This window comes from Pseudomonas helleri, from assembly GCF_009600315.1.
In the GTDB taxonomy this organism is placed as follows: domain Bacteria; phylum Pseudomonadota; class Gammaproteobacteria; order Pseudomonadales; family Pseudomonadaceae; genus Aquipseudomonas; species Aquipseudomonas helleri_A.
Genome location: NZ_WIWC01000036.1, coordinates 15,763 through 29,070 on the forward strand (window position 1 = coordinate 15,763; position 13,308 = coordinate 29,070).

Genomic DNA, 13,308 nt, shown 5'->3' on the forward strand with positions numbered 1-13,308 from the left:
GCGCGCGCATGTCCATTTTGCAGACGCTGATCAACTCGCGATCAGCCGAGTTTCTCAGTAACCGCAGCGCCATGCTTGAACAGGTCGAGCAGTTGCGCATGCTGCTCGACCATGTGCAGCAAGGTGGAGGAAGTAAAGCCCAAGAACGTCATACCTCACGGGGCAAATTGCTTGCCCGTGAACGCATCAATCGTGTGCTCGATAGCGGCTCGCCTTTTCTGGAACTCAGTCAGTTGGCCGCTTATCAGGTGTACGACGAGGACGTACCAGCCGCCGGAATAATCGCGGGCATTGGCCGAGTCGAAGGCGTTGAATGCATGATTGTCGCCAATGACGCCACGGTCAAAGGTGGGTCTTACTATCCGTTAACTGTCAAAAAGCACCTGCGGGCGCAGACTATCGCTGAACAAAACCGCCTGCCCTGCATTTATCTGGTGGATTCGGGCGGCGCCAACTTGCCGCGTCAGGATGAAGTATTCCCGGACCGGGAACATTTCGGACGGATCTTTTTCAATCAGGCCAACATGAGTGCCGCGGGTATCCCGCAAATTGCCGTGGTCATGGGTTCCTGTACGGCGGGCGGGGCCTATGTACCCGCTATGGCGGACGAAGCCATCATGGTGCGCCAGCAAGCCACCATCTTCCTCGCCGGGCCACCGCTGGTCAAAGCCGCCACTGGCGAAGTGGTCAGCGCTGAAGAACTGGGGGGCGCCGATGTGCACTGCAAGGTGTCAGGGGTGGCCGACCATTATGCCGACAGTGATGAACACGCACTGGCGCTGGCCCGGCGCTGCATTGCCAATCTGAACTGGCGCAAACTGGGCCACTTGCAGCAACGCAAAGCCTTGGCGCCTTTGTACGACCCGGATGAACTCTACGGCATCATTCCGGCGCAGGCCAAACAGCCCTTCGATGTCCGTGAAGTCATTGCACGATTGGTTGATGGCTCGGTATTCGATGAATTCAAAACCCTGTTCGGCACTACACTCGTCTGTGGTTTTGCGCACTTGCACGGCTATCCAGTAGCAATATTGGCCAACAACGGCATTCTGTTTGCCGAGGCGGCACAAAAAGGCGCGCATTTTATTGAGCTGGCATGTCAGCGCGGTATTCCCCTGATATTCCTGCAAAACATCACCGGGTTCATGGTCGGGCAAAAATACGAGGCCGGCGGGATCGCCAAACACGGGGCCAAACTGGTGGCCGCCGTAGCGTGCGCCAAGGTGCCGAAATTCACGGTGATTATTGGCGGCAGTTTTGGCGCCGGTAACTACGGCATGTGCGGCCGTGCCTATGACCCGCGTTTTTTATGGATGTGGCCCAACGCACGGATCGGCGTGATGGGCGCTGAGCAAGCCGCCGGAGTGCTCGTACAGGTAAAACGTGAACAGGCCGAACGCAATGGTCTGTTGTTTACCGACGAAGAAGAGGCGCAAATCAAACAGCCCATCCTTGATCAATATGAACGTCAGGGTCACCCCTACTACTCCAGCGCCCGCTTGTGGGACGACGGTGTCATCGATCCCGCGCAAACCCGTGACGTTCTGGCACTGGGTTTGTCGGCCGCATTGAACGCCCCGATAGAACCTACCCGCTTTGGTGTGTTTCGCATGTGAGCGGCACCGCGCCTTTGCTTCACACCCCAGCCATTAAGGACTGACGGACATGATCGAATTCACCACCCTCGAAGTGCATACCGACCCTCGGGGCTTTGCCACCTTGTGGTTGAGTCGCGCACCTAAAAACAATGCCTTCAATGCCGAAATGATCCGCGAACTGATCCTCGCGCTGGACGCCGTACAAAGCGATCCGCGCCTGCGTTTTCTGGTGTTGCGCGGACGCGGCAAACATTTTAGCGCCGGTGCCGACCTGGCCTGGATGCAGCAATCTGCCGAGCTGGACTATCACACCAATCTCGACGATGCCCGGCACTTGGCAGAACTGATGTACAACCTGGCCAAACTGAAAATCCCGACACTGGCAGTGGTTCAAGGCGCGGCCTACGGCGGAGCATTGGGCCTGATCAGCGCCTGCGACATGGCGATTGGTGCCGAGGATGCGCAGTTCTGCTTGTCGGAAGTGCGCATTGGCTTGGCACCGGCCGTCATCAGCCCATTTGTGGTGCAAGCCATTGGCGAGCGCGCTGCACGACGTTATGCCCTCACAGCTGAACGTTTCAGCGGTGTGCGTGCTCGTGAGTTGGGTTTGCTGTCTGAGTGCTACCCCGAGAGCGAACTCGAACAGCACATCGCTCAATGGATCGACAACCTGCTCCTCAATAGCCCGCAGGCCATGCGCTCCTGCAAGGATTTGTTACGCGAAGTCAGTCATGGCGCGCCGACCACGGCCATACGTCGCTACTGCGAGAATGCCATTGCCAGAATCAGGGTCAGCCCGGAGGGTCAGGAAGGTTTACGTGCCTTTCTGCAAAAGCGCACGCCCAGTTGGCAACATGCAGCCTCACAACAGGAGGTGCGGCCTTGAGCGCTCGTCAACTGAACTCAGTATTGGTTGCCAATCGCGGTGAAATCGCTTGTCGTGTGATGCGTACTGCAAAGGACCTGGGCCTCACCACAGTGGCTGTTCACAGCGCCACGGATCGCGATGCACGGCACTGCCGTGAAGCCGACCTGTGCGTTGATCTGGGCGGCAGCAAAGCCGCTGACAGCTACCTGAAAATAGACAAGATCATCGCTGCGGCCCATGCCAGTGGGGCGCAGGCCATTCATCCCGGATACGGTTTTTTATCCGAAAATGCCGGATTTGCACGCGCCGTCGAGGCGGCCGGATTGATCTTTCTCGGCCCGCCCGCCTCGGCCATTGAAGCCATGGGCAGTAAATCCGCCGCCAAAGCCTTGATGGAACGTGCAGGCGTTCCTTTGGTACCGGGTTATCACGCAGAAGCGCAGGATCTGGAAACCTTCCGTCTTGCCTCTGAGCGCATTGGTTATCCGGTATTGCTCAAGGCCACAGCCGGCGGCGGCGGCAAAGGCATGAAAGTGGTCGAGGATGTTACCCAACTGGCCGAGGCGCTGGCGTCTGCTCAGCGTGAGGCACTGTCCTCATTTGGCGATGCGCGCATGCTGGTGGAAAAGTACGTGCTCAAACCACGCCATGTCGAAATTCAGGTGTTTGCCGACCAGCACGGTCACTGCCTCTATCTCAACGAGCGCGATTGCTCGATCCAGCGCCGCCATCAAAAAGTGGTCGAGGAAGCCCCGGCTCCCGGCTTGAGTACAGCGCAGCGTCGAGCCATGGGTGAGTCCGCCGTGCGCGCGGCCCAAGCCATCGGCTATGTCGGCGCAGGCACCGTAGAGTTTTTGCTCGACGCACGCGGGGATTTCTTTTTTATGGAAATGAACACCCGCCTGCAGGTCGAGCACCCGGTGACCGAAGCCATCACCGGACTGGATCTGGTCGCTTGGCAAATTCGAGTTGCGTGTGGAGAGCCGCTTCCCATCACTCAGGCGCAAGTGCCCTTGCGCGGCCATGCGATAGAAGTAAGGCTGTATGCCGAAGATCCGAGCAATGATTTTCTGCCGCAAACCGGACGTTTGCGGGTGTACCGCGAATCAGCCGCGGGCACAGGACGACGTGTCGACAGCGGGGTTAGCGAGGGGGACGAGGTTTCGCCGTTTTATGACCCCATGCTGGGCAAACTGATCGCTTGGGGCGACGACCGCGAACAAGCCCGCTTACGGCTACTGGCGATGCTCGATGAATTTGCCATTGGCGGCCTGAAAACCAATCTCAGTTTTTTACGCCGCATCATTGCGCACCCTGCTTTCGCAGCCGCCGAACTGGACACCGATTTTATCCCGCGTTATCAGGAAGACTTGTTGCCACCGCCGCACGAGTTACCGGCTGCTTTTTGGACCGCTGCGGCCGAAGCATACAGGCAAAGCCTCACACCAGACGTGCGCGACGACGATCCCAACTCTCCTTGGGCTCTATCTTCCGGCCTTCGCTGCGGTTTGCCTGCACAGACGCTGCTGGCTCTTGAAGCCAATGGCGAACGACAGATCGTGACATTGACGACACCCTCGACTGACACGCGCCCTGAGCAATTGATCCTTGAAAAAGACGGCGTGCAACGCCGGCATCTGGCGATACGTCGCGAGGATACTTTGTACCTTTACTGGGAAGGTGAGCTGCACAGGGTGACACGCTTCGATCCGGTTATTGCCGCTGGCAGCGGGCACGATTCACAGGGAGGGCTTAGCGCCCCCATGAACGGCAGCGTTGTTCGTATTTTAGTAACGCCCGGGCAGACCGTGGCGGCGGGCGCCGCGCTGGTGGTACTCGAAGCCATGAAAATGGAGCACAGCCTAAGAGCGCCCCGCGACGGGGTGGTGAAATCATTGTTTTGTCAGGATGGTGACATGGTCAAAGAAGGCAGTGTGCTGGTCGCGCTGGAGTGACGGCTGAAAAAGGCGGGGCTGGTTTTGCGGCTCCGCTTTTTCAGTCTTGGCTAAAGCCTGAGTTAAAACTTGTAAGTGGCTTGCACGACGACACCGATAATCCGGCAATCCTGATCAAAAATCGTTTTGGGATAGGTTGGATTCAGTGGCTTTAGATAAAGCTGACCACTTTCTTCAATCAATTGCCGAAAGGTCGCTTCTTTTACTCCTGGAATACGCGCAATCACCATTTTTCCGGGCTCGGCCTCAATGTCCGGATCAACCAATATCATCATGCCTTGTGCAACGCTGATGCCCACCGGGGCCGTCATGGCATCGCCCGTCACTTGCAGCCAGAAGGCCGCCCCCTTGGCGTAATGATCCGTGACTTCAAATATCATTCCCGCTTGGTAAATCGAATGTGCAGATGGCTCGCTGACCTGCTCTGCCAATGCCCAGTCTCTAACCGGGTAACGAAATGCCGAGGTTAAGTCAAAGATGTGCTCATTGGCTGCGTCATCAACGTTCTCGTTGCGTTCCCGAACCACTAAAGCGACTTCAAGATGCTCCAGCCCCAAGGCTTTAAGCACTTTGTTCATCGTCTCCAGGTCAGGTTCACGGCGTTTATTGAGCCAATGCCCGACACCGCCCTGGGAAGCCCCGACGCGTTCTGCGAGTTTTTCTTGCGTGAGCCTGAGTTCGCGCAATTTGAGTCTGACTAAAGCGATCCATTTATCCATCTGCCGAACAATACGGGTTCAAATTCAGGCAACAATACACATAACGTATTATTTATGCTCTGCATGAAAATACTTATCGTATTAATCTGGTGTGGTTTGGTTCGATTAATCTCATAACGCAGGTAAAACATGACTCCGATAACAAAAACTGCACCGGATGACGACATCGATATTGAGATGGAAGCCCTGAAAGACAGCGCCGCCAGCCAGCGTGCACTCGACTATTATTTGAAACCAGCTGTTTCCCAGCACTGTCTGGAGAAAAAAATATTCGTGGTCCGCAGTGATCTGAGCCATGAAGAAGCGTTGGTCAATGCGTGCGATTACCTGCGTTGTGCAATAGCTGTGGCGCTAGGCGGTGCCGAGAATCAACAAGGTGCTCAGCGCGACCTTTTTATTGGGGTGGCTCACTTTGTCGAAAATGCCAAGATGTTGTTGGATAAGGCGCTGGACGCGCGGTAACGCTTTACTGGGAGTTATGCACACAGCCAAATGGTAACGGGCGTGAAGAAAGATTCGAGACGGGAGGGAAAAATAGAGGCTGGTCGAGAAAAACAGTTGACCTTCAAATAGGAATGATTATTATTGCATTCAGCTGGTCGCGAGATCAGTCGATAATTCAAAAGACCTTAGGTCGGTTTTTTGAATTACCTCCTCATCAGGCTAATCACGGTTATTTGACCCGGCTCATGGCCGGGTCTTTTTTTTTGCGGCCAGTTATCTGGCTCAGCGTGCTTCAGGCTAATGAAGTCTAGTGTGCGATCTTTCTGGGTGACCGCTACGATGCGGGCGATGATAGCAAAAGAACATCGACTAACGGAAGCCTGAAGACCGCGACTATGGTGGTAATGGCGATTTAGCACTTGAGAATCAATCGCAAGTTAACTATTCTTGCGCCGCGTCAGGGATGACGCCCCCCTCTGCTTCTAAAATCCCCACCTTCCGGACTCCAAAATTCCGTATTGGCTAGTCGTCTTTGCGATGTAAAGTAGCGCCAATAATGATCAGATTCCGGAATTTAGATGATGACCGTGGCGCCCTCTCCCGTTCAAATCAGCAGTGACTTTGACAGCGGCAATATTCAGGTACTGGATGCCAGCGATCCGCTGCATATTAAACTGGCTATCAGGCCGGATACCCGAAGCCCGCATTTCCAATGGTTCCACTTTAAAGTGGACGGCCTGGCCCCCGGTCAGACTCATCATTTCCAGTTAAGCAATGCCAGCCAATCCTCCTACAACAAAGCATGGGATGGCTATCAAGCCGTAGCGTCTTACGACCATGAGCACTGGTTCCGCGTCCCCACCGCGTTCGACGGAACATCGCTCAACTTTCATATTGAAACCGAGCGCCCTCAGGTGTGGTTTGCTTACTTCGAACCTTACAGCCGTGAGCGCCATGAACAATTGATCGTGCGCGCCATCCAGCCTCTAGCTGGCTGTAACGTGCTAAGCACCGGTAAAAGTGTTGAAGGCCGTGCTATCCAGTTGCTGCGTAAGGGTACGGGCGCCAGTCACAAACGCAAAATCTGGATCATTGCCCAGCAGCATCCAGGCGAGCATATGGCCGAATGGTTTATGGAGGGGATTATCGACCGTCTGGAGCAAGGCAGTGATCCGCAACTGCGCAAGCTGCTGGATTTCGCCGACCTCTACCTGATTCCTAACATGAACCCGGACGGCGCATTCCACGGGCATTTGCGTACCAATGCCAACGGCCAGGACCTGAACCGCGCGTGGCAAAACACGGACCCGGATGTCAGCCCTGAAGTTTTCTTCGCCCTTGAGCAAATGAACAAATACGGCGTCGACTTGTTTTTGGATATCCACGGCGACGAAGAAATCCCCTATGTATTCACGGCGGGTTGCGAAGGTAATCCCGGCTACACCGAGCGCCTGGCGAACCTTGAAGAACGCTTTCGTACGCACCTGAGCCAACTGACCCGTGACTTCCAAACCCTTCACGGTTATACCCGCGACGAACCCGGCCAGGCCAATATGACTTTGGCCTGCAATAGTGTCGGCCAGCGCTTTGATTGCCTGTCGTTGACCCTTGAAATGCCCTTCAAAGACAACAACGACGCGCCCGACCCACACGCAGGCTGGTCAGGTAAACGCTCGAGCCAACTGGGTAAAGACGTACTGAGCACACTGTCGAGCATGGTCCGCGAACTGCGCTAAACCAGAATGAACGGGGCCTGACCTTACAGCCGCTGGAAGGCCCCGCGTCTACCGATCTTCAAGAGTATTTAAAGCCTGTTTATGGATACCCTCGCAAAACTGCGGGCCGGCCAATTGGCAGGCCTCACACGTCTGGACCTATCGTGCGGGCTGACTGAGTTTCCTCGGGAAATTTTCCAGTTGGCTGACTCGCTGGAAATTCTCAACTTGAGTGGCAACGCACTCACCCGCTTACCCGATGACCTCCATCGTCTGACCCGCTTACGCATCCTGTTTTGCTCGGACAATCAGTTCACCGAACTGCCCGCATGCCTGGGGCAATGCTCACAACTGAGCATGATTGGCTTCAAAGCCAACCAGATTGCCAGCGTGCCCGGCGAAGCGCTGCCACCGCTATTGCGCTGGTTGATCCTGACAGACAATTGCATCAGCCAATTACCCGAAGCGCTGGGTCAGCTCCCACTGCTGCAAAAATTGATGCTGGCCGGTAATCGCTTGCACGATCTGCCGAAGAATCTGACAGATTGCCAGCATCTGGAGTTAATTCGACTGGCCGCTAACCAGTTCACCGAGTTGCCTGAAACCATCCTGACACTGCCCGCCTTGAGCTGGCTGGCTTACGCAGGCAATCCGTTGAACGACGATGCCAGCACCCAGTGCCCAGCCGACAACACTCCTGACATCCACTGGGCGCAACTTGAGCTGGAACAAAAACTGGGCGAAGGCGCCTCCGGGATCATCCATCAAGCTCGCTGGACCCGCCCCGGCCAACCGGCCCAGTCTGTTGCGGTCAAGTTGTACAAAAGCAGCATTACCAGCGACGGATCTCCGCTAAATGAAATGAATGCCTGCATTGCCGCAGGCGAGCATCCGAATCTGATCAAAGTGCTGGGCCGCGTCGCGGGCCATCCAGACAATCAGGCCGGTCTGGTGATGGAACTTATCGACCCGTCTTTCAGCAACCTGGCAGCCCTGCCCAGCTTCGACAGTTGCAGTCGTGACGAGTACGCCCAGAGCACCCGCTTTACTTACGACAGTGCATTGCGCATAGCCCGTGGCATTGCCTCAGCAGCCAGTCATTTGCATGCCCGAGGCATTTGTCATGGCGACCTGTATGCACACAATATTTTGTTCAACGCTGCGGGAGACTGCGTATTGGGGGACTTTGGAGCAGCGTGCTTCCATGCCACCGACGACAGCCAGCAGAGCCGCGCCCTGCAACGCATTGAAGTCCGTGCATTCGGGATTTTGCTGAGTGAACTGCTGCAACGAATCGACTCAGGTTTGAGCGATCAAAGGCAAGACATGCTGGAAAATCTGCACAAACGCTGCACGCAGCCTCAGGTGCTGGAACGCCCAGGATTTGCGGAGGTTTTAAAGTTATTGCATTAAAAGCGGGCTAACTTTGTAGACCTTGTCGCAGACTGCGACAAGAGCTACAAAGTCGATTGCAGCTCATGACGTCTTGATGTTTAGGCCAGCGCCACAAACATTTCCTGCACGTCGTCCTGCTCTTCAAGTTTGGCCAGAAACTCTTGAACTTCGGCCATTTGCTCGTCACTCAAACCAATCACCGGATTTTTTGGCAAATAACCCAGTTTGGCCGACAACACCGTGAAATCCTGTTCTGGCAAAGCCTTCTGCACCGCATCGAGGTCGCTTGGGTCAGTGATGAACAAGGTTGTGCCTTCTTCCTCACCCTCTTCAAAATCCTGAGCGCCAGCTTCAATCGCTGCCATCTCGGGATCGGCGTCCGGGGTGTCCGGCTTGGCTTCAATCATGCCCACATGATTGAAATCCCAGGCAACCGAGCCCGAAGCACCCAACTGGCCTTTACGGAAGGCAACGCGAATCTCGGCGACGGTTCGGTTGATGTTATCAGTCAGGCACTCAATGATCAGCGGCACCTGATGCGGGGCAAAACCTTCATACGTCACACGATGGTATTGCACAGCCTCAGTACCAATACCCGCGCCTTTATTGATCGCACGCTTGATGGTGTCAGCCGGCATCGAAGCCTTTTTGGCTTGCTCGTACACCAGACGCAAGTGCGAATTCATGTCCGGATCGGCGCCATTACGCGCAGCAACTGTCAGTTCCTTGGCCAGCTTGCCAAAGATCTTGCCGCGGCTATTGGCGGCGTCTGCTTTGTGTTTAACCTTCCACTGTGCGCCCATGCTTACTCTCTCAATCTACTGTGTCGTGGCGTGTTCACCGCCAAATGGCCGCAAGTTTATACGCCAGAGACTCGCCAATCGACCAAAAAATAAAGAGGCGCGTGTATTTATCATTGCGCCATCGTCATAAATGCATCGATCAGACGTAAATCCGCCCGACGCTCCAGGCAGCCCAGCATATGCGTGTTAATCAGCCCTTCACCCTTGATCGGCAAAGCTTTGACACGGGGGTCATGGCTCACTTCGACAGATGACACGATGCCAATCCCCAATTGGGCAGCCACGGCTTCGCTCACGGCTTCACGGCTGTCCAGTTCCAGTAATACCCTGGGCGTCACACCCGCAGTTTTGCAGGCCAAGTCAAAGGTTCGTCGAGTGATGGACGTGGGTTCACGTAGCACCATGATCACGTTAACCAACTGCGCAATATCAAGATCTTGCTTCAACGCCGACCAAGGATGATTGGCGGGCACCAGTGCACAGATTCGCGACTCCGCTATTTGGCGCAGGGTTAGGCCTTTGCGCGGCTCAACCTCTGTTAGAACCGCCACGTCGACGTGCTCGCCAAGCAGGGCAGTCAGAGTCTCCTGTGCATTGCCCAAACGTAAATTGACGGTGACCCCAGGGTATTGCTCCCGCAGTCTGGCCAACAGAGGCATCACAAGGTGCGGTCCATCGGCAGCGACTTCCAGCCGCCCTGTGAGCAACTGGCGATTGGCCTCGAGCATCACCTGCGCTTCATCCACCAGACCGAACATGGCGCGGGTAATCGCAGCCAGTTTTGTGCCCTCCTCGGTCAACTCCACCCGCCGAGCCGTTCGCCTGAGTAAGGTGATCTGATAATGCTCTTCAAGCGCTTTGACATGCCCGGTGACTGCAGGCTGACTGATAAACAATCGAGCAGCTGCACGGGTAAAACTGCCCTCTCGAGCAACGGCATCGAAGGCCCGCAATTGAAACAAATTCATTCGTATAAGCCTCACTGATAGCTGGCATAACAACAAACAATTTGATTGATGACAACTCAAACTGCAATTTATGCCGTGTATTCAGTAGCCTTCACCGCGTTGAGGAATCACGAATGAGCACTGTAGCGCCGATCCTGCTGACCCCTGGCCCTCTGACAACTTCGGCACGGACTCGCCGCGCCATGATGGTCGACTGGGGATCATGGGATGACTCTTTCAACCAATTGACTGCCCGCGTGTGCCAACAATTAGTGACCATCATTAACGGCGCAGACAGTCATCACTGTGTGCCCTTGCAAGGCAGCGGAACCTTCGCGGTTGAAGCGGCCATCGGCACATTGGTGCCGCGCGATGGCCATGTATTGGTACTGATTAACGGTGCTTACGGTAAACGCTTGGCCAAAATCTGTGAGGTACTGGGCCGTCGCTTCAGCACCTATGAAACAGCCGAAGATCAACCCACCACCGCCAGCGACGTTGAACGGTTATTAAGGGCGAACCCAAGCATCACTCATGTGGCACTCATCCACTGTGAAACCAGCACGGGAATTCTTAATCCGCTTGCAGACATTTCCATGGTCGTCGCTCATCACGGTAAAGGCCTGATCATCGACGCCATGAGCTCCTTTGGCGCCTTGCCCATCGACGCACAAAAAATCCCCTTCGACGCACTGATTGCTGCCTCCGGTAAATGCATGGAAGGTGCCCCGGGGATGGGGTTTGTCTTTGCCCATAAAACATCACTCGCCAACGCTGCCGGTCGTTCGCACTCATTGGCGATGGACTTGCACGACCAACACGCCTACATGGCGAAAACCGGACAATGGCGTTTTACCCCACCCACTCACGTGGTGGCCGCCTTGCACGAAGCGCTGGTGCAATACCACGAAGAAGGGGGGTTGCCCGGACGATACAAACGCTATGCCGCTAACTGCCAGACGCTGCTCGACGGCATGGCCCGACTCGGCATCCGCAGCTTTCTGCCCGACGCGATTCAGGCGCCTATTATCGTCACCTTTCACGCTCCAAAGGATTCGCGCTATCAATTCAAAGCCTTTTACGAGCGAGTCAAAGCCAAAGGTTTCATCCTCTATCCAGGCAAATTAACCGAGGTCGAGACTTTCCGCGTGGGCTGCATCGGCCACGTCAGCCCGCACGACATGCAGGCCGCCGTGAACGCCATCGGCGAGGTTTTAAAAGAAATGGAAGTGCAGCATTTCTAATCGCATTGCCTTTTGGCAGGGCATTATTTTCCATACAGCACAGCCCGATCACACAGGATTTACCAACATGAACTACACCAACCCCAGCAAGATTCAAGCCGCCATCCTCGACTGGGCGGGTACGGTGGTCGACTTTGGCTCGTTTGCACCGACACAGATTTTTGTCGAAGCGTTTGCCGAGTTCGACGTGCAGGTTTCCATTGAAGAAGCACGTGGACCGATGGGCATGGGGAAGTGGGACCACATTCGCACCCTGTGTGACCAGCCGCAGATTACCGAACGCTATAAAAAAGTATTCGGCCGCGCACCGACTGACGAAGATGTCACCGCCATCTACGAGCGCTTTATGCCGCTACAAATCGAAAAAATCGCTGAGCATTCAGCACTGATTCCCGGTGCACTGCAAGCCATCGCTGCACTGCGTGAACAAGGCATCAAAATAGGGTCCTGCTCGGGTTATCCGGCCCAAGTAATGGCCAAAGTTGTCGAACTGGCGGCTACTAACGGCTACATTGCCGATCACGTCGTAGCCACCGACGACGTTCCAAATGGTCGCCCTTGGCCCGCTCAAGCATTAGCTAATGTCATCGCACTGGGTATTGATGACGTGGCTGCCTGCGTCAAGGTCGATGACACGACGCCGGGTATCCTCGAAGGACGCCGAGCTGGCATGTGGACTGTGGCGCTGCTGTTTTCCGGCAACGCACTGGGCCTGACCTATGCGCAATATCAGGCGCTGGATGCCAAGACGCTGATCGCGGAGCGCACGCGCATTCATGAGCTGTTCCGAAACTCGCAGCCGCACTATTTGATCGACACCATCGCCGATCTGCCGCAGGTGATAGCTGACATCAACCTACGCCTTAGCAAGGGTGAGATGCCACAGAGCAGTTGACTGAAAAAGACCGCTCCAAGCTGCAAGTTTAAAGCTCGCAGCTTGTAGCCTGCCCCTCAGCCTTTCTGCTGACGTTCAACCCATTTGGCGTATGCATCGATAAAATTTTGCAGAAACGGTCGGGTTTTCTCCGACAATTTGCCTGATTCGTCAAAGGCTGCACCTGCACCGCCCAGATAAGCTTCTGGCTGTTGCATGCACGGAACATCCAGAAACACCAACGACTGGCGTAAATGATGGTTAGCCCCAAAGCCGCCAATTGCACCCGGCGAAACACTGATCACAGCACCCGGCTTGCCACTGAATGCACTTTGCCCATAAGGGCGTGATCCCACATCAATGGCATTTTTTAACGCGCCCGGCACGGAACGGTTGTACTCGGGCGTCACAAAAAGCACGGCATCGGCGCTTCGCAACTGATCACGAAAGGCGGTGTAAGTCGCCGGTGGTGGCGTGACATCAATGTCTTCGTTATACAACGCCAGCTCGCCAATTTCGACGATGTGCAGCTTTAGAGAGGGCGGCGCCAGTTCAGCCAGCGCAAGGGCGATTTTGCGATTGATGGAATCCTTTCTCAAACTGCCGACCAACACGGCCACGCTGTAGACCTTGCTCATGGAAAACACCTAGTCTGTGATTGTAGGACCTTAGTTATAGATGATCGGACGCATTTCTTGCACCCCAATTCACCCGATCAGCCCCCAAGCCTGTAAAGTAGCCAGACT

General features: G+C 55.3%; 12 protein-coding genes. 8 read left to right on the forward strand and 4 right to left on the reverse strand.

Annotated elements, in window-relative coordinates:
* The first annotated feature begins 8 nt into the window (after positions 1 to 8).
* Genes GHN86_RS18075 through GHN86_RS18085 form a run of 3 tightly spaced genes read left to right on the forward strand, consistent with a single transcriptional unit; the run spans position 9 to position 4,421 of the window.
* Positions 9 to 1,616, forward strand: a complete 1,608-nt coding sequence (locus GHN86_RS18075; protein ID WP_153380965.1) for a carboxyl transferase domain-containing protein — start codon at positions 9 to 11, stop codon at positions 1,614 to 1,616.
* 49 nt (positions 1,617 to 1,665) lie between these two features.
* Complete coding sequence (locus GHN86_RS18080; RefSeq protein ID WP_153380967.1) at positions 1,666 to 2,484, forward strand: gamma-carboxygeranoyl-CoA hydratase; 819 nt, start codon at positions 1,666 to 1,668, stop codon at positions 2,482 to 2,484.
* Positions 2,485 to 2,543: 59 nt separating this feature from the next.
* Positions 2,544 to 4,421, forward strand: coding sequence for a biotin carboxylase N-terminal domain-containing protein (locus GHN86_RS18085; RefSeq protein WP_416333494.1), 1,878 nt, complete (start codon positions 2,544 to 2,546; stop codon positions 4,419 to 4,421).
* Between the two features lie 62 nt (positions 4,422 to 4,483).
* Here GHN86_RS18085 and GHN86_RS18090 read toward each other — a convergent pair whose 3' ends face one another.
* The gene (locus GHN86_RS18090) at positions 4,484 to 5,140 is read right to left on the reverse strand and encodes a LexA family protein (RefSeq protein ID WP_153380971.1); all 657 of its coding nucleotides are present in this window, start codon (positions 5,138 to 5,140) and stop codon (positions 4,484 to 4,486) included.
* Positions 5,141 to 5,269: 129 nt separating this feature from the next.
* On the opposite strand from GHN86_RS18090, the gene GHN86_RS18095 reads away from it, so the two are divergent.
* From GHN86_RS18095 to GHN86_RS18105, 3 genes are all read left to right on the forward strand, one after another.
* Positions 5,270 to 5,602: a DUF6124 family protein gene (locus GHN86_RS18095; protein WP_153380973.1), complete on the forward strand. Its 333-nt coding sequence runs from the start codon at positions 5,270 to 5,272 to the stop codon at positions 5,600 to 5,602.
* Positions 5,603 to 6,165: 563 nt separating this feature from the next.
* A complete protein-coding gene (locus GHN86_RS18100) occupies positions 6,166 to 7,320 on the forward strand; it encodes a M14-type cytosolic carboxypeptidase (RefSeq protein ID WP_153381022.1) in 1,155 nt (384 codons plus the stop codon).
* Positions 7,321 to 7,401: 81 nt separating this feature from the next.
* Positions 7,402 to 8,712 carry a leucine-rich repeat-containing protein kinase family protein gene (locus GHN86_RS18105; RefSeq protein WP_153380975.1) on the forward strand — a complete coding sequence of 437 codons (1,311 nt, stop codon included), beginning with the start codon at positions 7,402 to 7,404 and terminating at the stop codon, positions 8,710 to 8,712.
* 80 nt (positions 8,713 to 8,792) lie between these two features.
* Here GHN86_RS18105 and GHN86_RS18110 read toward each other — a convergent pair whose 3' ends face one another.
* Both GHN86_RS18110 and GHN86_RS18115 read right to left on the reverse strand, forming a co-directional pair.
* Positions 8,793 to 9,497: a YebC/PmpR family DNA-binding transcriptional regulator gene (locus GHN86_RS18110; RefSeq protein ID WP_153387072.1), complete on the reverse strand. Its 705-nt coding sequence runs from the start codon at positions 9,495 to 9,497 to the stop codon at positions 8,793 to 8,795.
* Positions 9,498 to 9,607: 110 nt separating this feature from the next.
* Positions 9,608 to 10,465 (reverse strand): LysR substrate-binding domain-containing protein, encoded by an 858-nt coding sequence (locus GHN86_RS18115; RefSeq protein ID WP_153380979.1) that lies wholly within the window; start codon positions 10,463 to 10,465, stop codon positions 9,608 to 9,610.
* Between the two features lie 113 nt (positions 10,466 to 10,578).
* Between GHN86_RS18115 and GHN86_RS18120 the strand changes: the two genes are divergently transcribed.
* Positions 10,579 to 11,688 (forward strand): 2-aminoethylphosphonate--pyruvate transaminase, encoded by a 1,110-nt coding sequence (locus GHN86_RS18120; RefSeq protein ID WP_153380981.1) that lies wholly within the window; start codon positions 10,579 to 10,581, stop codon positions 11,686 to 11,688.
* A gap of 67 nt (positions 11,689 to 11,755) precedes the next feature.
* Entirely contained in the window at positions 11,756 to 12,583 is an 828-nt protein-coding gene (phnX, locus tag GHN86_RS18125; protein WP_153380983.1) for a phosphonoacetaldehyde hydrolase, read from the forward strand.
* 56 nt (positions 12,584 to 12,639) lie between these two features.
* Here phnX and GHN86_RS18130 read toward each other — a convergent pair whose 3' ends face one another.
* On the reverse strand, positions 12,640 to 13,200 hold the full coding sequence (locus GHN86_RS18130; protein ID WP_153380985.1) for an NADPH-dependent FMN reductase: 561 nt from the start codon (positions 13,198 to 13,200) through the stop codon (positions 12,640 to 12,642).
* Positions 13,201 to 13,308: the final 108 nt, after the last annotated feature.